Raw genomic sequence first — 19,531 nt, forward strand, 5'->3', positions numbered from 1 at the left:
AGGTAGATTATGAGAATTGGAATTATTGCTGAATATAATCCCTTTCATAAGGGCCATTTGCATTTGATAAATACAGTTAAAGAAAAAAATAATGTCATTATATCTATAATGAGTGGTGATTATGTAGTGCGCGGAGAATTTGCAATTACAGATAAGTTTTCGCGTGCTTTTAATGCTTACAATAATGGTGTCGATGCTGTTTTTGAATTAGCGGCTATTTTCTCCTTGCAAAACGGTCAGACATTTAGCCGCAACTCCATTCGCCATCTAATGGCTATTGACATAGATGCACTTGCCTTTGGAGCTGAAAATCCTGATCTAGATTTTTTATATTATCTAGCTGATATTGTATCTTCAATTGATAATGACATTGCCAATAAAAAAATAATCCTCAAGGACATCTCTTATAGCAATTATATAAAAGATTTAGTCCTTAAGGAAACTGGCAAAACTATTGGCAGCAATGATATGCTAGCCACTGAATATATAAAAGAATTGAAAAGATTAAATGCACCAATAAAAATAATTCCAATACAGAGAATTGTAAGCCCATACAACCACAATGAGGATAGCGACTACTCTGCCTCTTCTATTAGACAAAATATGAAAAAATCTGGAAATTACCTTTCAAATGAATGTTTGCTTTCATCATGTAAGTCTATTGGCATATCCAGGTCTATTAATACCGAAGGCCTAGATGAATCAAATAAAAATCGAATTTATGATTCCATATTTTATGCTGAAAGCTTTGAGGATATAATCGAAAACTCAGCCCACAAGACTCTAAGTAGATCGAGGATTAGAAGGGCCCTTTTAAAAGCTATACTTGGAATTACAAGTGAAATGCAAGAAAAATTTGCTGACACCACATTGATTAAGCCTTTAGCTATTTCAAAATCATCAGATATTTTAAATTCTATCGATAAATCTATTCTCTACACCCAATACAAAGATGTTGTTAGATTGAATTTATTAAGTCGAGACTTGTATATTTTAAATGAAAGTCACAGTGAGTTTTATCACTCACTATCAGACCACAAGCAGTTACTCGATAGAAGTCAGTCTCCCTTTATCTAGGCCTGCCTTTGCCAATATAGAATTAAAATCTTCTGGCAAATCAACATAAATATCCATCCGCTTACCCGTAATTGGATGATTAAAAGCTAAATGATAAGCATGAAGCATTTGTCTTCGTGCTATTATTTTTTCTTTTTTTAAGCCGTATAGTTTATCCCCGACTATCGGTAGATTATGATGGCTAAGGTGGACACGTATTTGATGGGTCCGCCCTGTTTCTATTTTAACTTTTAATAGAGCAAAATCTTCATTTTTATCAATTATATCTACATGTGATACGGCAGTCCTGCCTCCCTCTACAACTGCCATTTTTGTAGGATTATTGCCCCTGGCAATTGGATCTTCAATAGTAAGCTGATCGAACTTTGGACAGCCATTTACTATTGCCAAATATTCTTTTGTAATAAACCTTGATCTAAATGCGTCTTGAAGCTTTTGGTGGACAAGGTTATTCTTTGCAATGATAAGGGCGCCAGATGTATCTGCATCAAGCCTGTGAACAATTCCTGGCCTATCATCTCCATTTAAATCACTTAAATCACAGCCATAATATAATAGCCAGTTGACAACGCTATCCCCCTTATAAGACTTCGCCCCGTGGCTTGCTATAAAAGCTGGTTTGTCTATAACAAGTATATCCTCATCCTCATATAGAATTTTAATATTTAAATTTTTCGGTTGATTGTAATCTATATCGGGTTTAATGGTAATAACATCACCCTCGGCAAGCTTATAGCTTGCTTTTGTTTTTTTATCATTTATTAAAACCCGCTCTTCCTTTATTGCGTTTGAAAACTCTGACCTGGTCTCAAAACCAAAAGATTTAAAAAAAATGTCAAGCCTATCATCGCTTGACATAAAAATAGTCATTTTCATTTCTTGTCCCCTAAAATAACAATTATAATAAATAATACAGCCGAAATCGAAATATAACAATCTGCAAGGTTAAATACCGGAAAATCATAAACATTAAAGAGCCTAACCGAAATAAAATCTATTACATAAGCATTCAAGAGCCTGTCTATAAAGTTTCCAACTGCCCCACTAAAAAATAGAGTAAGGGCGATTTTTTCTAGGATATTAAACTCAAGCCTGTGATTTATAACATAGGCAGAAAAAACCACCAAAACTGCTGCGGTTAGCACTATAAAAAAAGTCTGCTTACCAGCTAGCATACCAAAGGCTGCCCCTGAATTTTCTACATAGGTTAACTTTAGCCAATTAAAAATGTTTATTGAATTCTCTAGCAAATTATTTGCAGCTAGGTGCTTGGTATATTGGTCAGCTGCTATTAAAATTAAAGTTATAAAAACATATATCAAATCAATCTCTCCACTTTTAATCTTAAATTACCCTTTTGTGTAGTACCCGTGACTTCTTTAATTTTCACCCGCCCAAAAGACCTGAGCGATATTAATGAATCCTCTTTAACCTCAGATGCTGGCTTGTCAACAATCCTATAATTTAACTTTAACAAACCATTTTCAATCTTGCCTTGGGCCTCGCTTCTAGATATATTGTATACTTTACTAACAACTGCATCCAACCTCAAAGAAGGTACAATAACGCTTACTTCCTTATAAGAATCCTTTATAATGGATGGAGCTTTGTCAACTGTGTAAGGAATTATACCATGGCGGCGAACATCTCTAAATTCTGTTAGCAAAAACGACTCTACAGACTTGTTTACAACTATATAGACCTTATCTCCAACAAGAATGTCGCCCAAAGTTCTTCTTTCAATTCCAAATGAAAGAAGTTTCCCTAAAACATCACTATGTTTAATATCATCATAAGGATTGTCGAAACAAATAATGCTTATAAAATCCTTTGCGTCTAAATCCATATACCATGGATAAAAGACTAGATATTTATTTTCTGCATTATCCATTCCACCAAAAAATATTGCTTTAAGGTCATCATACTTTTGAGCAATTGATATAGACATTTCTTGCCAAAATGGGTCAAGAAAATCTACAGGCTCAGCCCTAAAATTATTTAAAGCAATTAAAGCTTTCTCCTCTATTCTGGAGTATTTTATTTTTTCATCGTCATTGTATAAAAACGATAATTCATCTACCAAGTATAAAGACCGCTTTCTACCAATTCTTCTTTGATGCCTTCAATGCCTACTCCCTTTGGAGCTAGGATAAAGATATCTCTTGTAACCTTTTGAATCTTACCTTCAATAGCATAAATTCCACCATTAATAAAGTCAAACACTTGCCTTTTAATTTCTGGTTCAAGGTTTTCAAAATTAACAACCACTGCATCATTATTGATTAGTTTATCTATAATCTTTGGTGCATCTTCGTACTTTAGAGGGTCTTGAACTTGGATTTTAAAAGTTGATGCCCTTGATGTCAAAGGTGCTGGACGACTGCTTTCGCTAACGGTAACCTTTGGTGAGTACTTAGCTTTTGCTGGCTCAGGGGTATATTCAACCTCATCTTCAAATTCTTCTTCATACAAGTCTTGCTCTTCGTCTGGAGCAACTAAAAAATTTTTCATCTTATCTAAAAATGACATAATTTCCTCCTCTATTATCTATGTCCAAAAATTGCACTTCCGACACGAACCATATTTGCACCTTGTTCAATAGCAAGTTTAAAATCTGAGCTCATACCCATAGAAAGTATTTTAGGACATACATTACTTATATTATAGCATTTTAATCCTTCAAATGCTAGTCTCATATTAGAAAATACTTCAATTAATTCATCTTTATTAGAGTCTAATGGTGCTACACACATTAATCCTAAAACTCTTACATTTTTACAATTAGAAACTTCTTTGCAAAAATCTTCCAGATCATCAAAATGTACGCCAGCCCTATTTTTATCATCGGTCAAATTAATTTGAATCAAACAGTCTTGAATCTTATCTATTTTTTCAGCTTCATTTTGTATCTTCTTTAATAAACTCATCCTGTCCAAGGATTGAATAAGATTAACCCGATTGATTATATACTTGACCTTGTTTGATTGCAATTGCCCTATCATGTGTATATTTATATTTTCAGGTATATGGTCAATCTTGGTCATAAGCTCTTGGACTCGATTTTCTCCAATATTTACTACACCAGATTCTATTGCCTCATCTATCATATCCAGACCATGAGTTTTGGTCACAGCAACTAAAGTTATATCTTCAAAAGTCCTGCCAGATTTTTCTGCAGCAATTTTGATTTTTTGATTTACCATATCCAAATTTTCTTTTATCATTATCCACCTCAATAAATCGTATCAATTCTATTTAAATTCGGATTTAGAATTATTTCCTCATAAAAAACTATGGTTCGCTCTGAATTATCTTCGTTGCCAATTTCTGCTCTTGCATTACCTCTAGATATAAAAGTAAAATCCTGTTGAGACTTATAAATATCAACTGGTCTGAACCTAATTATTCCATTTTCATCTTTAACAACAACTCCCTGCTTTCCATTGTACTCAACTATGGCTTGTGTTGGAATTCTAAAAGCTGGCACAGAGTTAAAGACAACAGATAATTTCCCCCTTCTAATACTATATATATCTTCTATGTGATTATCGACCAAGAAACCAACCAATCCATCTTTATCATAGTTAGCGGGAATCAAAACCCTTGCACTTAAAAAGCTATTGTGGTCATCAATGGATATATTTATGCGTCTTCCGTTGAGATCCACCAATTCCTGGCTGTTTGGAAAATGAACTATAAATAAAACTCTAAAATTATCAACTATTTTGAAATCTTTTTGGTTAATATCCAAATTTGGTCTGCTAAGCACATCTACGAATTCTTCATATTTGATATTCTCAAAATCATCAATCTTAAGATATTCATATCCATCCATATCATAGCTAATAATACCAGCAGGATTCCATACCTCAGCTGAGCTTAAAGAGTTTAATTTTACTCTTAAATTCTCGATTTCTTCATCTATCTTGCTGGCATTTGTCAGATTGCCATCTTTTAAAACTTTATATCCAAAGCTATTGACCAGTTTTTTCAAACTATTGTAATCTTCACTAATGATAGCTTGCCTTAAATTTTTATCTATATCAGTAATCTCACTTGTAAACATTGCCTTAGTATCTTCTAGCTCAGATAACTTTTTACTTATCTCGTAATACTCTTCGTTTTCTGCTATACCAGCCTTTATAATTCCACGTCTTAGCCTTGTTCCCTCTTCATAGTTTGCCGAACCAGTTATTTTAGATGAAGAAAATACTGTCTCATCTTTTATAGCCAAAAAATCTCCACTAATAGAATCATAGTATGTTGTTTCAACTGGCAAATAAAATGTCGAGGAATTTGCCTTAAGCATCGGCTGGACTGAATAGAATAAAATGCCTGTGTAGATTACAAGGAGCATTACTACTAAAAAGGGAGAATATTTCTTTTCTTTCTTCAAATTTCCATCATCTCCATAAACTCATGTTTCCTAGGTCTATTCATTAGCTCGTGAATAGCTATATCAATTCCCTTGTCTTCATATAAAACTTCATATATAACCTTACAAATCGGCATGTTTACACCCATCTTCTCACTTAGCAGATGAACAGCCTTGGCAGTGTTTACACCCTCAACTGTTTCACCAATCTCTTCTTGTAATTTATTTATAGGCACACCTTTGCCAATCAATAAACCCGCCCTAAAGTTTCTAGAGTGAATTGAGTTTGCAGTTACAATTAAGTCGCCCATACCAGCTAAGCCCATAAAGGTAAGCGGATTGCAGCCTAAGCTCTTGCCTAGCTTTGACATTTCAAACAAGCCCCTGGTTATCAAAGCAGCCTTGGCATTATCGCCTTGGTCAAGTCCAGTTAGGACACCAGCTCCAATGGCAATTACGTTTTTAATTGCCCCTGCTACTTCAACGCCCAAGACATCCTTGTGGATATAAACCCTAAAATATTCGGTCATAAAAGAGTCTTGTACAAATTTGGCAACCTCTTCATCTTTTGATGCACAGGCAACTGTAGTTATCATTCTCTTGGAAACTTCTTCAGCATGGCTTGGTCCAGATATAACAGCGTAAGAAAAATTCCCTAATACATCCTCTACAATTTCAGAAGCCGTTTGCAGTCTTTCAAAGTGAATTCCCTTGCTGGCATCTACAATAATTTCATCGCCCTTTAAATATGGCTTTATTTCTTCCAAAACTTCAACAATTTGTTGCAAAGGAGTAGCTAGGACAATAATCACACTTCCATCAATAGCCTCTGATATAGAATTTGTAAGCTTTATTTCCTTTGGAAAAACAAAGTCCTTTAAATATTTATTGCTCTTGCCATTTTCTTTTATATAATCAATTTGTTTCTTATCGCGAAAATATATGCTTACATCGTGCTTATTATCATTTAACACATTGGCTAAACTAACTCCCCAACTTCCGCCACCTATTACGCAAACTCTCATAATCTTTTCCCCTTACGAATAGAATTTTCTTTACCATTTATAAGTCTAATAATATTGTCCTTGTGACGAATTATAACCATTAATACAGATATACCCGCAATGAATAGTTCAATGCCTTTAAGCTTCAGGGCAACCATGGCTACATAGAAAAATAAATATGCCATAAGAGCCATACTGCCAACTGAAACATAACCAGTTGCTATAGCAAAGACTACAAATACAACAAATCCCATTAAAATAGAAGCTGGACTCATGGCAGAAAAGCCTCCGGCGGTTGTAGCAACTCCCTTACCGCCCTTAAATTTTAAAAATATAGGGAAAATATGCCCTAAAGCAGTACAAAATACTGCTATAATAGGAAGCCCAATATTAAAATGACTAGATAAAAATGCTGCCAAAAAACCTTTGCCATAATCCAAAAGAAAGGCAAAAAAACCAATGGGTCTACCATAGTTTCTCATAACATTAGTTGCACCAGCATTTTTACTTCCCTTATCCCTTACATCTTCATTTTTAAAGATCTTTACAAGGACGTAGGAAAAACTAATTGAGCCAAGTAAATAGCAAAATAAATAAAATAAATATTTCATTATTCGCCCCTATTCTTATAAACAAACACCAAAGGTACTCCTTCAAAATCAAATGAATTCCTTATTGTGTTTTCTAAATACCTAGTGTAAGAAAAGTGAGTTAATTTTGTATCATTTACATAAATACAAAATACAGGTGGTGCAACTGATACCTGAGCAGCATAAAAAACTTTTAACCTCCTACCCTTATCTTGAGGTGGGTTATTTAAAAGCACAGCTTCGCTAATAATTTCATTTAAAACACCAGTTGGCACCCTCTTGTTATAGTTCTCATAAACTTTGATTATTGTATCAATCAAAACATCAACCCTCTGTCCAGTAAGAGCAGAAATAAAGACAATCGGTGCAAATTGAACATAAGATAGGTCATTCTTAATATCTGCAACATATTGCCTTTGAGTCAGAGAATCTTTTTCAATTGAGTCCCATTTATTAACAGCAATCACTACTGCCTTGTTATTTTCATAAGCGTAGCCCATTATCTTTGTGTCTTGTTCTGTAATGCCTTCATTTGCATCAATTACAAGCACACAAACATCACACTCATCAACAGCTGATAGTGTTCTAATAACAGAGAATCTTTCAATTTTTTCTGTAATTTTTCCGCGCTTTCTAAGGCCAGCAGTATCGACTAATCTAAATTCCCTATCCCTTAAAGTAACATAAGTGTCAATAGAATCTCTAGTTGTTCCTGGAATATTGGTTACGATCGCCCTCTTTTCACCAAGTATATAATTTAATAGAGAACTCTTTCCAACATTAGGCTTACCAATAAAAGCTACTTTTATTTCATCGTTCCTATCTGGAGTAACAATTTCTTCTGGGAAAAAGCTGACGACTTCATCCAATAAGTCGCCAATTCCTGTTCCATGCTCTGCACTTATAGGAACCATTTTTTCTATACCAAATTCATAAAAATCATACAGATTAGCCTCTGCATCTTTGGCATCAATCTTATTAACAGCTAAAACAATATTGGAATTGAATTTTCTAAGCATGTTAAGAATTGATCTATCAGTTGGCGTAATGCCCGACTTACCATCTACAATAAAAATGACACATGAACTCGATTTAATAGCAACTTCTGCCTGCTCGTAAATATCATTCATAAAATTATCTTCGCTCTTTGCGTCAAGACCACCAGTATCAACTAGCAAGAAAGGCTTATTAAGCCACTCGGCCTTACGATAAAGCCTATCCCTAGTAACACCTGGCGTATCTTCTGTAATAGAAGATCTTGATTTTGTTATTCTATTAAAAAGTGTGGACTTACCAACATTTGGCCTCCCCACTATTGTAACTATCTCTCTTCTCATAGACCCTCCTAAGAATATTATAACATATTATTTTAAATATTTCATTCTATTTGCCTTGTCATTTATCTTTATTATTAAATTCTAATATAATAAATAAAAAAGATCCCGATTTAAAATCGAGATCTTTTGATTAAACTTAGTCTGTGTGCGTAAACTTCTAAAGTTTTGACTTAATCAGTGTGCGTAAACTATTAAATAGTTTTGACCTTGTCAGTGCGCGTAAACTTTTAAAGTTTTGACTTAAGTTATATATTAGTCTTCAACAACAATGCCTTCTCTTTCAGCCATTTGTTTGTAAACTTGGTATTTTCTCTTTGCTTCGTATTCAGCAGCTTTGAATAATTCATCAGCTTCTTCTGGGAATGAACGTCTGAGAGCTGTGTATCTAACTTCGCTGTTGATGAAGTCTTGGAATGATTCCTTAGGTTCTTTTGAATCAAGAACAAATGGATTCTTTCCTTCTTCTTCCAGTCTTGGGTCGAAGCGATATAGGTGCCAGTAACCACAGTCAACTGCTTGTTTTTCTGTAGCGATTGTTCTGCCCATACCTTGTCTTAGACCGTGTGCGATACATGGTGCATAAGCAATGATTAGTGATGGTCCCTTGTAGCTTTCGGCTTCTTTTAGAGCTTTGATTGTTTGGTTCATGTTAGCACCAAGAGCAATTTGAGCAACATATACGTAGCCGTAGCTTGACATCATTAAACCTAGATCTTTCTTTCTAATTCTCTTACCGCTTGCTGCGAATTTTGCAACTGCTGCTAGAGGTGTTGATTTAGATGATTGACCACCTGTATTTGAGTAAACTTCTGTATCAAATACCATAACGTTAACGTCTTCACCACTTGCTAGTACGTGGTCAAGTCCACCGAATCCGATGTCGTATGCCCAGCCGTCACCACCGAAGATCCATACAGATTTCTTGATGAGGTAATCTTTTCTATCCATAATTTCTTTGAATAGTTCTTCAGCCTTAGCATCGCCTTTGAGATCGAACTTACCAGTTACTAAAGCACCATAAGCGTCTTTGGTTGCTGGTGTGTCTTCTCTATTTTCAATCCAGTTCTTTAGAATTTCATTTAGCTCATCATTTACATTGAGTTCAATTAATTCTTCCATTAGGTCTTGGATCTTGTTTCTAATTTGCTTAATACCTAGGTGCATACCAAAACCGTATTCAGCGTTGTCTTCAAACAATGAGTTGGCCCATGCTGGTCCTCTTCCATTGCAATCTGTGCAGTATGGAGTACTTGGAGCTGAACCACCCCAGATTGATGAACAACCTGTTGCGTTTGCAATTAACATGTGGTCACCATAGAGTTGTGTGATCAATTTTGCATATGGTGTTTCACCGCAACCTGCGCATGCTCCTGAGAATTCAAGGTATGGCATGTTGAATTGGCTGCCTTTCAAGCTGTATTTATCCATAATGTCTCTCTTTTCAGATAAGGACATTGCGAATTCCCAGTTTTCTTTTTGTGGATGATATTGGTCTTCAAACATTTCCATAACAAGTGCTTTTTCCTTAGCAGGACAAATGTCAGCACAGTTACCGCAACCTGTACAATCCATTACTGAAACTTGGATTCTATATTGATAAATATCTAAGCCTTTACCATTTGCTTTCTTTGTTTCAAATGTTTCAGGCATATTCTTTTGTTCTTCTTCGCTAACTAAGAAAGGTCTGATAGCAGCGTGTGGACAAACTAGTGAACATTGGTTACATTGGATACAATTTTCAATCTTCCATTCTGGAACTGTAACAGCAATAGCTCTCTTTTCATAAGCTGATGTACCCATTTCAAAAGTACCGTCAGCATATTTACCTGTGAATGCTGATACTGGAAGTGTATCACCCTTCATTGAGTTCATAACATCTGCAATGTTTCTGATGAATTCTGGTCTTGATTCATCAGCTTCATTTTCATCATCTTTTAATGATTTCCAGCTTTCAGGAACTTCAATCTTGTGTAGAGCATCAATACCCTTGTCAACAGCTTCAAAGTTCATGTTAACAATTGCTTCACCCTTCTTACCGTAGTTGTGAACGATTTCGTCTTTTAAGTGACGAACAGCTTCATCTACTGGTAATACTTCTGATAATTTGAAGAATGCAGCTTGCATAACCATGTTGATTCTTCCACCTAGACCAACTTCTGCGGCAATCTTTGTTGCATTGATAGTGTAGAAGTTAATATCGTTTTCAGCGATATATCTCTTCATGTGGTTTGGAAGATGCTCTTCAAGTTCTGCATCATCCCATAGGCAGTTTAGTAAGAATGTTCCGCCAGGTCTTAGACCTTCTAGTAGGTCATAGCTATTAACATAAGCTTGCTTTGAGCATGAGATAAAGTCTGAGTGTGTAATCAAGTATGTGCTCTTAATTGGTTGTTTACCAAATCTTAAGTGTGATGTAGTTACACCCCCTGATTTCTTTGAGTCATAGGCAAAGTAACCTTGAGCATAAAGACCTGAGTCATCACCGATAATCTTGATAGCGGATTTATTAGCACCAACAGTACCGTCTGATCCAAAGCCCCAGAATTTGCATTTGATTGTTCCTTCTGGTTCTGTGTTGATGATGTCTTTTACTTCTAAGCTTGTGTGAGTAACGTCATCTACGATACCAATTGTGAATTTATCTTTTGGTTCATCCAATGATAGATTATCATAAACAGCTTTAATTTGTGATGGGGTTGTATCTTTTGATGATAGACCATAACGACCACCAACAATCTTAGGTTGTAATTCATGTTCGTGGAAAATTTCTAGCACGTCTAAGTGTAGAGGTTCTGCACAAGCGCCTTTTTCTTTTGTTCTGTCAAGAACTGCAATCTTTTTAACAGTCTTAGGTAAAACGTCAAAGAAGTATTTAGCTGAGAATGGTCTATAAAGTCTAACCTTCATAACACCAACTTTTTCACCTTTAGCATTTAGGTAATCAACAGTTTCTTCGATTGTATCTGTTACTGAACCCATAGCAACGATTACTCTTTCAGCTTCAGGATCACCATAGTAGTTAAATGGTGCGTAGTCTCTGCCTGTAATTCTTGAAATTTCCTTCATATAATCATTAGTAATTTCTACAATATTTTCATAATAAGGGTTTGAAGCTTCAGCAGCTTGGAAGAAAATATCAGGGTTTTCAGCAGTTCCGCGAGTAACAGGTCTTTCTGGATTTAATGATCTGTTTCTGAATTCTTGGATTGCATCGTAGTCAACTAAAGATCTTAATTCTTCGTAGTCCATAACTTCGATTCTTTGAATTTCGTGGCTTGTTCTAAATCCGTCGAAGAAGTGAACAAATGGAACTCTACCTTTGATTGTTGCAAGGTGAGCAACGCTTCCTAGGTCCATAACTTCTTGAACAGAACCACTAGCTAGCATAGCAAAACCAGTTTGTCTGCAAGCCATAACGTCTGAGTGGTCGCCGAAAATTGAAAGTGCATGTGACGCAACAGCTCTAGCCGAAACATGGAAAACAGCTGGTAATAATTCACCAGCAATCTTGTACATATTTGGAATCATCAACAACAAACCTTGGCTTGCTGTGTATGTAGTAGTCAATGCGCCTGCTTGAAGAGAACCGTGAACAGCTCCAGCAGCACCTGCTTCTGATTGTAATTCTTTTACCAGTACTTTTTGTCCGAATAGATTTAGTCTTCCTTGTGAAGCCCATTCATCTGTAACTTCGGCCATGTTTGAAGATGGTGTGATAGGATAAATGGCTGCAACTTCTGTAAATGCGTAACTTACGTGAGCGGCAGCGGTATTACCATCCATCGTTTTAAAATGTTTAGTCATAATTACCTCCTAATTCATTATGTCTTAATCTTATACCATATGCTGTATTTTGTCAAGTGATTCAAATCACCTGTCCAAGCATAAAAAAGCTTGATATTATCTTATTATCAAGCTTTAATCGTACTTAGCCAATTCCTCTTTTACACTAAGAGCTGCATTGGTATTCATACCAGGAAGAGAACTTAATTCCTCCATGTCTGCGTTTTTAATTTTCTCTATGCTTCCATACTTTTCCATGAGAACTTTTTTTCTTTTTGGTCCAATGCCCTTGATCCCATCTAGCCTTGATTTAACCATAGTCTTTCCCCTCAAAGACTTGTGATAGGATATGGCAAATCTGTGAACTTCGTTTTGTAAAGTGCTTACAAAAGTATATAAGTCCCTGTAATTTTTAAGTTCGTACTCCTCGCCTTCGTATAAAATTGCCCTTGACTTATGAAAATCGTCTTTGACCATCCCCATAACAGGTATATCAAGTCCAAGGCTTTGAAGAACCTCCTTACAAACATTTATTTGCGTCTGACCACCGTCCATCATTATTAAATCAGGCGCTTCGTTAAACCCTCTAGACCCTTCCACCAGTCTCTTGTACCTGCGCGTTAAAACTTCTCGCATGCTAGCTAAGTCGTCTCCAGTGTTTTTATTTTTAATTTTAAATCTCCTATAGCCGTTTCGATTTGGATTTCCTTCAATAAATACAACCATAGCGCCAACTGCATCCGTTCCTTGTATATGAGAAATATCGAAAGATTCAATTATAGATGGATATTCACCTGTGCCAATTATTTCAGCTAAATTCAAGAGTGCCCTCTCGTTGGTCTTGGTCCTTTGCAAGAGCCTGCTCTTGTGCTTGGCCAATTCTTCCATAGCATTTTTCTTTACCATCATAATTGTATTGCGCTTTTCCCCACGCTTTGGCACAGAAATTTTTGTGGATAATGTTCCCTTGCCCTTCAAAGCTTTTTCCAAGAGATCAATATTGTCCGGCTCGATTTCGACTAAGAGTTCTGATGGAGGATTGGCAATATTTACATAATACTGCTTTATAAATTCTTCCATCATCTGGTGTTCGTTTTCCGAAATATTGTTAAGGACAAAATTGTCCTTGCCGATCATCTTGCCATCTCTTTTAAAGAAAACTTCAACCAGAAATATATCATTCGATTTGGCGTAGGCAATATAGTCAGCCGAATCTCCAAGTGGCTTGGTGATCTTTTGCTCTTCCTTCAAAAAGCTCATCTGCTCAATGGCATATTTTATCTCAGCTGCCTTTTCATATTCCATTTCTTTGGCATAGGCAAGCATCTGGTCTTCTAATCTTTCAATTACCTTTTTGTTGCGGCCTTCCAAAAAGTCTATAGGCTCAACCAGTTTTTTTGCATAATCTTCCACGCTAATAAACCTAGCACATGGAGCATCGCACTTGTGTATATAGTAATTTAAGCAAGGCTCAGAAATTTTTTCTATATTTTTGTTTCTCCTGCGGAGTTTATACATGTCTTCCCACTTTTCCACAGCAATATTAACTGCATAAGCGTTTGGAAATGGACCGTAGTACCTGCCCCCGTCATTTTTTAGCTCACGAGTTTTGATAATTCTTGGATAATCTTCATTTGTAATTTTTATATAAGGATAGGACTTGTCATCCCTAAGCAGGATGTTGTACTTAGGCGCATGAGTCTTAATCAGATTGCTCTCTAAAATCAGGCTCTCAACCTCACTATCGACAATAATATATTCAAAGTGGTCAATGTTTTTTACCATCGCCTCCACCTTCATATTTTTATTGCCTGATTGAAAGTAAGATCTTACCCTGTTTTTCAGACTCTTAGCCTTGCCCACATAGATAATGTTGTCAGCCTTATCCTTCATAATATAAACTCCCGGTTTGGCCGGGAGCTTTTTTAATTCTTCTTTAATATCAAACTTCAAGTGGACTACATGCCTCCTTAAGCATTTGCTTTTCCTCGTCAGTTTTCATGCCTGAAATCAACTTGTCATAACAAGCCTTGTGATATTCGTTGATATATTTGATTTGGTCTTCGTTTAAGAGACTTACATCAATCAAGTCCTTATCATAAGGAGTATAAGTTAGGTTTTCAAATTGATAGAAGCTACCAAATTCAGTTGACTTAAATTCAGTAACTGTGATCAAGTTTTCAATCCTAATACCATGTTTGTTTTCACGATAGATACCTGGCTCATTTGAAATAACCATACCGGGTTCCAAAGGAACATTTATAAGAGCTCTTGATATGCTCATTGGACCTTCGTGAACACCCAGTACAAAGCCTACACCGTGGCCAGTTCCGTGCTTGAAGTCAATGCCTTCTTCCCACATTCTGCCCCTGGCAAGCACATCTAAATGGCAACCACAAGTTCCCTTCAAGAACTTAGCCATATATAAATTAATATGACCAATCAAAGTCAATGTATAATCGCGAATTTCTTCTTCACTTGGATTGCCAAGTGTAATAGTCCTGGTAACATCTGTTGTGCCTTCATAATATTGTCCACCAGAGTCAACCAGATAAATACCATTTTTTGTTATATCTGAATGCTTGTGTTCATTTGCAGAATAGTGAGCCATGGCAGCATTGCCCTTGTAAGCAGAAATCGTTCCGAATGATTCTGAAATAAAGCTTTCAGCCTCAGCCCTAAATTCGTGCAGTTTTTCTTGTGCAGTGTATTCGTTCAATTCGACCTTGCCAGCATTGTTCTTCATCCAGAATAAATATCTAGTAAGAGCTGCCCCGTCAATGATGTGAGCCTTCTTGGTGTTGGAAATTTCTACATCATTTTTAACAGCCTTCATAATAGTTGTTGGCAGAGCCTTGTCTATAATATTTGTATTTTCATTTAAAATCTTGTAGTGGAGACTTGAAATCTTTCCAGAATTAATCCATACATAGTCACTGTCTTTAAAGTGTCCTAGATCATCTGTTATAGCATCGTAGTCTCTAAACTTAATTCCATTTTTTTGCAGGTATCCCTTTACAGTTTGATCTAATTTAAAATCATTGACGTATAGTGTTGCATTGTGTTTATCGATAATCAGATATGAAACTACATAAGGAGTAAAATTGTCATCGTGCCCCCTCAAGTTCAAAATATATGCTATATCATCAAGTGTGGATATAAACATATAATTTGCGCCAGCTTTATTCATATCTTCTCTAATCTTTTCAAGCTTCTTCATTGGCGATTCGCCAGTAAATTCTTCATCTAAGATAAAGGCCTTGCCATTTGGAAGTTCAGGTCTATCTTCCCAAAATTCACCAACCAAATCCTTGTCGTATTTAAACTCAGCCCTGTCAGCTAACAAGTTTTGAATTTCTTCGCATAAACCTTCAGATGTAATGTAGCCATTAAATCCAATTACATCGCCTTTTTTTACATTTTTATCCAGCCACTCTTGCCAGGTATCAACGCCTTCCAAACCCCATTTCATAAGTTTAAAAGGAGTATCCTTTATTTCATTTGCGGCTTGAACATGGTAACGACCATCAGCCCACAGCAAAGCGTCATTTTGACTTACAATAGCATAGCCAGCTGAACCCGTGAAATTTGTCAAATACACTCTTGACTTAAATCTTTCAAGAACATACTCACTCATGTGCGGATCACTAGTAGGAATTACAAAATAATCAATTCCATCTCTCTTCATTAGCTCTCTTAGCTTAGATAATTTTTCAATAGAATTCATAACAAACCTCCTGCTTTATATTATACCCTATTTATTTCGAAAATCAAAATACTTATATTTATTTTTCCTATCCCTTAGTCCTCTTCTCCTAAAATAATATTTTTATTCCTATCGTATTTTAAAATTTCACAGTTTCCTATCGGCTTTATATCAGGTATTAGTTTCATAAAATAATTATAAATTACAAAGCCATGGGTGATTACCAGAATATTTTTACTTGTATCCAAGGAAGAGAAAAATTCATCTGTGCGTTTAATTACATCTACGTATGGCTCGTGGTCTGCCCCTGTGATTGTACTGGGATCGTTAAAAAATACTTCATATCTGGGGTCATTAGCTCGAAGATATTCATAAGTTTTGCCCTCCCAAGAGCCTAAGCAGATTTCACGGAGGCGTGGATCTTGGATAACTTTCTTATCACCAGCAATTATGCAGGCTGTTTCATATGCTCTTACAAGATCGGACGAATAAATTTCATCAAAATCAAGACCCTTAAGCTTTTCTTTGAGCTCAAGGGCTTGGTTTCTGCCGACTTCGTTTAAAGAGATATCCCTTTGTCCCTGAAGTCGACCTATTTTGTTGTAATCTGTTTCACCATGTCTGGCTATATAAATCATTCTTTATACCTGTTAAAGATTTCCATAAACTCATCGCCAGTAATGGTTTCTTTTTCAAGTAAAAATTTTGCACTTGCATGCATGGCTTCCATATTTTCTTTTAAAATATTTATGGAAGTTTCGTGAGCCTTTTTAACAAGGGCAATTGTTGCTTCGTCAATTTGTCTAACGGTTTGCTCACTAGCATCGAGTGTCCTATTGCCACCCAAATATTGGTTTTGCAGACTAGTAAAGCCAGACATATCAAATTCATCTGTCATACCATAGGTTGCTATCATATTGCGAGCGAGATTTGTTACTCTCTCAATATCGTTTGACGCACCTGTGGTTCTGGTGTTAAATATCAATTCTTCTGCTGCACGGCCACCACAAAGCGTCGCCATATCGTTAAAGATTTCCTTGTCAGATTTCAAGAACTTTTCTTCTTTTTCGACTTGCATGGTATAGCCAAGAGCTCCTGATGTTCTAGGAATAATTGTAATTTTATGAACAGGAGCTGAATGAGTTTGAGCAGCAGCTACAACAGCGTGACCAATTTCGTGATAGGATATAATGCGTTTTTCTTCTGGGCTAACGATCATAGACTTGCGTTCGTATCCAGCTATTACTACATCAATCGCATCTTCAATATCCTTTTGAGTTACGACCTGCCTGCCGGCCCTAACTGCATTTAAAGCACCTTCATTAATCATATTTGCAAGGTCTGCACCGCTGGCCCCAGCTGTGGATAGGCCAAGTGTCTTAAAGTCGATATTATCTTCAGTGCGAACTTTTCTTGCGTGAACTTTTAAAATTGCAATCCTACCGTTTAAATCTGGTAATTCAACAGGAATTCTTCTGTCAAATCTGCCCGGTCTTAAGAGGGCTGGATCCAATGTTTCTGGCCTGTTAGTTGCAGCAAGTATAACAACACCCTTTCGACCATCAAAACCATCCATTTCTGATAGGAGTTGGTTGAGCGTTTGTTCTCTTTCATCATTTCCCCCATAGTTGCCATCGCGTCTCTTACCAATGGTATCAATTTCGTCTATGAAAACTATGCATGGAGCTTTTTCATTTGCTTGCCTAAATAAGTCTCTAACCTTGGCTGCACCCATACCAACAAACATCTCTACAAATTCCGAGCCAGATATAGAGAAGAAGGGTACATTTGCTTCCCCGGCAACAGCTTGAGCCAACAAGGTCTTACCAGTTCCCGGAGGTCCAACCAAAAGTGCACCTTTAGGCATGGTTGCACCGATACTTGCATACTTGGCTGGATTGTGGAGGAAGCTAACTATTTCCTTCAAGGCTTCTTTGGCTTCATCTTGACCAGCAACATCGGCAAAGGTTTTACCAGTTTCTGCTTTTACATAAACTTTTGCATTTGATTTGCCAAAACTCATTGTGCCGCGACCGCCGCCCATTGATTTTAGCATTTGTTTGCTGAGCAATTGGCCGAGCAATATAAAAATAAATATTGGTATGACCCAACTCAAAATGCTTGCAAGAATTCCTGGTTCTGGAATTATTGGGCTGCCAAATTCTACACCTTTTTCTTGGAGCATCTTGGCAAGCTCATTATTTCTAAAAGGTCCTGTTTTATAAATAACTTCTTCATTATTTTCATCTAAAGTTGTGAATAGTATCTGCCTGTCTTGAACTTCTACTTTTTTAATTTCGTCCTCTTTAAGCATGGTTAAAAATTCTGAATAACCAACCTCTTCTACTTTTTTTGTTTGTAAATAAGGAAGTAAAAACAAATTAAATATTAGCATTAGTGCAATAACAATACTATAATAAATATATAAAGGTTTTTTATCCTTAAACATCTCGATCACCTCTTTGAATTAATTTATGATTATTTATACCCAAGTGTATATAAAAAAACACAGATGCTTGCTTAAATCATTAACATTAGAGTTTATAAAAAAGAATTCTAGCAAATTATATTTTATGTTTATACAATAAAAAAGACCGTAAAAAAATACGGTCAATAACACTTATAGGCCAGATAAAACCTCAGTCCAAATCCTGTCATAAAGCTCAATAACTTCAGTAGGGTCTGTAAATACTTCTGTGTTTTTTAAATCTTCTTCTGGAGGATATAGGGCCGGGTTATTTTTAATTTCATCTGGCAGCATCTCTTTTGCTTCTGATGAAATTGTTGAATATTGAAGATACTCTGCATTTCTAGCTTGAATATCCGGTCTTAATAAAAAGTTTATAAACTCGTGAGCAAGCTCTGGATTTTGAGAACTCTTTGGAATTGCCATCAAGTCTATCCATAGATTAGTCCCCTCTTTTGGTAGAGCGTATTTAAAATCATCATTGAGTGATGTTATAATTCCAGCATCGCCTGAGTATACAACGCCAATATTGGCATCTTCTGCAACTAATATATCTTTTATTTCATCGCCTAGGTATCCATATATTAATGGCTTTTGCTTGATAAGCTCTGCTTTTGCTGCTTCAAGTTCATCGGGGTTTTGGGTGTTCATACTATAGCCGAGTTTTTTTAAGGCAACCATTAAAACATCTCTTTGAGAATAATAAAGGACAACATCTCTTTCATATTTTTCGTCCCATAGGTCAGCCCATTCGTCAATCCCTTCAGGATATTTTTCAGCGTTATAGACAATGCCAACAGTTCCTGCCATATATGGAAGTGAAAAGTCGTTATTTGGATCAAAATCTCTATTCAAATAGTATTCATCAATATACTTGTAATTTTCAATTTTTTCCTTATCAAGTTTTTGAACCAGGTCATGACTTACAAGGCGCTCAAGCATATAGTCTGATGGAAAAATTACATCATAAGCCTGCTTTGATGTTTTTATCTTTACAAAAAGGTCCTCATTTGAAGCGTATTCTTCATAAATAACCTTGCAATCAAACTCTTCCTCAAAGTCTTTTATAACATCCATATCCATATAATCTCCAACATTAAAAACATATAGTTTTTCTTTAGAAGACGAGCATCCGCTTAAGACAAATAAAGTTAATAATGCAATTAAAATTACTCTTAATGTTCTTTTCAAT

At 35.9% G+C, this 19,531-nt stretch carries 16 protein-coding genes; 1 reads left to right on the top strand and 15 read right to left on the bottom strand.

Going from position 1 to position 19,531, the window contains the following annotated elements; all coding sequences use genetic code 11:
- Window positions 1–9 precede the first annotated feature (9 nt).
- A complete protein-coding gene (locus CUU59_RS04255) occupies window positions 10–1,077 on the top strand; it encodes a nucleotidyltransferase family protein (protein WP_099950756.1) in 1,068 nt (355 codons plus the stop codon).
- Here CUU59_RS04255 and CUU59_RS04260 read toward each other — a convergent pair.
- The 15 genes from CUU59_RS04260 to CUU59_RS04330 all read right to left on the bottom strand — a co-directional run bounded on the left by CUU59_RS04260 (window position 1,045) and on the right by CUU59_RS04330 (window position 19,530).
- Window positions 1,045–1,953: an RluA family pseudouridine synthase gene (locus tag CUU59_RS04260; RefSeq protein ID WP_099950757.1), complete on the bottom strand. Its 909-nt coding sequence runs from the start codon at window positions 1,951–1,953 to the stop codon at window positions 1,045–1,047. The two genes, CUU59_RS04255 and CUU59_RS04260, sit on opposite strands and share 33 nt — an antisense overlap.
- The gene (gene lspA / locus CUU59_RS04265; protein ID WP_245870549.1) at window positions 1,950–2,399 is read right to left on the bottom strand and encodes a signal peptidase II; all 450 of its coding nucleotides are present in this window, start codon (window positions 2,397–2,399) and stop codon (window positions 1,950–1,952) included. Before lspA ends, CUU59_RS04260 begins: the two co-directional genes overlap by 4 nt.
- Window positions 2,396–3,160 carry a YlmH family RNA-binding protein gene (locus tag CUU59_RS04270; RefSeq protein WP_099950759.1) on the bottom strand — a complete coding sequence of 255 codons (765 nt, stop codon included), beginning with the start codon at window positions 3,158–3,160 and terminating at the stop codon, window positions 2,396–2,398. Before CUU59_RS04270 ends, lspA begins: the two co-directional genes overlap by 4 nt.
- Window positions 3,154–3,606, bottom strand: coding sequence for a cell division protein SepF (locus CUU59_RS04275; RefSeq protein WP_245870550.1), 453 nt, complete (start codon window positions 3,604–3,606; stop codon window positions 3,154–3,156). The genes CUU59_RS04270 and CUU59_RS04275 overlap by 7 nt, the downstream gene beginning before the upstream one ends.
- Window positions 3,607–3,620: 14 nt before the next feature.
- Entirely contained in the window at window positions 3,621–4,301 is a 681-nt protein-coding gene (locus tag CUU59_RS04280) for a YggS family pyridoxal phosphate-dependent enzyme (protein WP_245870551.1), read from the bottom strand.
- 8 nt (window positions 4,302–4,309) lie between these two features.
- Entirely contained in the window at window positions 4,310–5,473 is a 1,164-nt protein-coding gene (locus CUU59_RS04285; protein WP_099950761.1) for a biotin/lipoyl attachment domain-containing protein, read from the bottom strand.
- Entirely contained in the window at window positions 5,470–6,477 is a 1,008-nt protein-coding gene (locus tag CUU59_RS04290) for an NAD(P)H-dependent glycerol-3-phosphate dehydrogenase (protein WP_099950762.1), read from the bottom strand. Before CUU59_RS04290 ends, CUU59_RS04285 begins: the two co-directional genes overlap by 4 nt.
- The gene (gene plsY, locus CUU59_RS04295; protein WP_099950763.1) at window positions 6,474–7,067 is read right to left on the bottom strand and encodes a glycerol-3-phosphate 1-O-acyltransferase PlsY; all 594 of its coding nucleotides are present in this window, start codon (window positions 7,065–7,067) and stop codon (window positions 6,474–6,476) included. The genes CUU59_RS04290 and plsY overlap by 4 nt, the downstream gene beginning before the upstream one ends.
- Window positions 7,067–8,383, bottom strand: a complete 1,317-nt coding sequence (gene der / locus CUU59_RS04300) for a ribosome biogenesis GTPase Der (RefSeq protein WP_099950764.1) — start codon at window positions 8,381–8,383, stop codon at window positions 7,067–7,069. Before der ends, plsY begins: the two co-directional genes overlap by 1 nt.
- Before the next feature lie 252 nt (window positions 8,384–8,635).
- Window positions 8,636–12,187, bottom strand: coding sequence for a pyruvate:ferredoxin (flavodoxin) oxidoreductase (nifJ, locus tag CUU59_RS04305; RefSeq protein ID WP_099950765.1), 3,552 nt, complete (start codon window positions 12,185–12,187; stop codon window positions 8,636–8,638).
- Window positions 12,188–12,301: 114 nt separating this feature from the next.
- The gene (gene uvrC, locus CUU59_RS04310) at window positions 12,302–14,119 is read right to left on the bottom strand and encodes an excinuclease ABC subunit UvrC (protein ID WP_169922854.1); all 1,818 of its coding nucleotides are present in this window, start codon (window positions 14,117–14,119) and stop codon (window positions 12,302–12,304) included.
- Window positions 14,109–15,893 carry an aminopeptidase P family protein gene (locus tag CUU59_RS04315; RefSeq protein ID WP_099950767.1) on the bottom strand — a complete coding sequence of 595 codons (1,785 nt, stop codon included), beginning with the start codon at window positions 15,891–15,893 and terminating at the stop codon, window positions 14,109–14,111. Before CUU59_RS04315 ends, uvrC begins: the two co-directional genes overlap by 11 nt.
- A 74-nt stretch (window positions 15,894–15,967) precedes the next feature.
- Window positions 15,968–16,510 (bottom strand): histidine phosphatase family protein, encoded by a 543-nt coding sequence (locus tag CUU59_RS04320; RefSeq protein ID WP_099950768.1) that lies wholly within the window; start codon window positions 16,508–16,510, stop codon window positions 15,968–15,970.
- A complete protein-coding gene (gene ftsH, locus CUU59_RS04325; protein ID WP_099950769.1) occupies window positions 16,507–18,321 on the bottom strand; it encodes an ATP-dependent zinc metalloprotease FtsH in 1,815 nt (604 codons plus the stop codon). The genes CUU59_RS04320 and ftsH overlap by 4 nt, the downstream gene beginning before the upstream one ends.
- Window positions 18,322–18,492: 171 nt before the next feature.
- Window positions 18,493–19,530, bottom strand: coding sequence for an ABC transporter substrate-binding protein (locus CUU59_RS04330; protein WP_099950770.1), 1,038 nt, complete (start codon window positions 19,528–19,530; stop codon window positions 18,493–18,495).
- Window position 19,531: the final 1 nt, after the last annotated feature.

Source organism: Ezakiella peruensis (assembly GCF_900215725.1).
Taxonomy (GTDB): Bacteria; Bacillota; Clostridia; order Tissierellales; family Peptoniphilaceae; genus Ezakiella; species Ezakiella peruensis.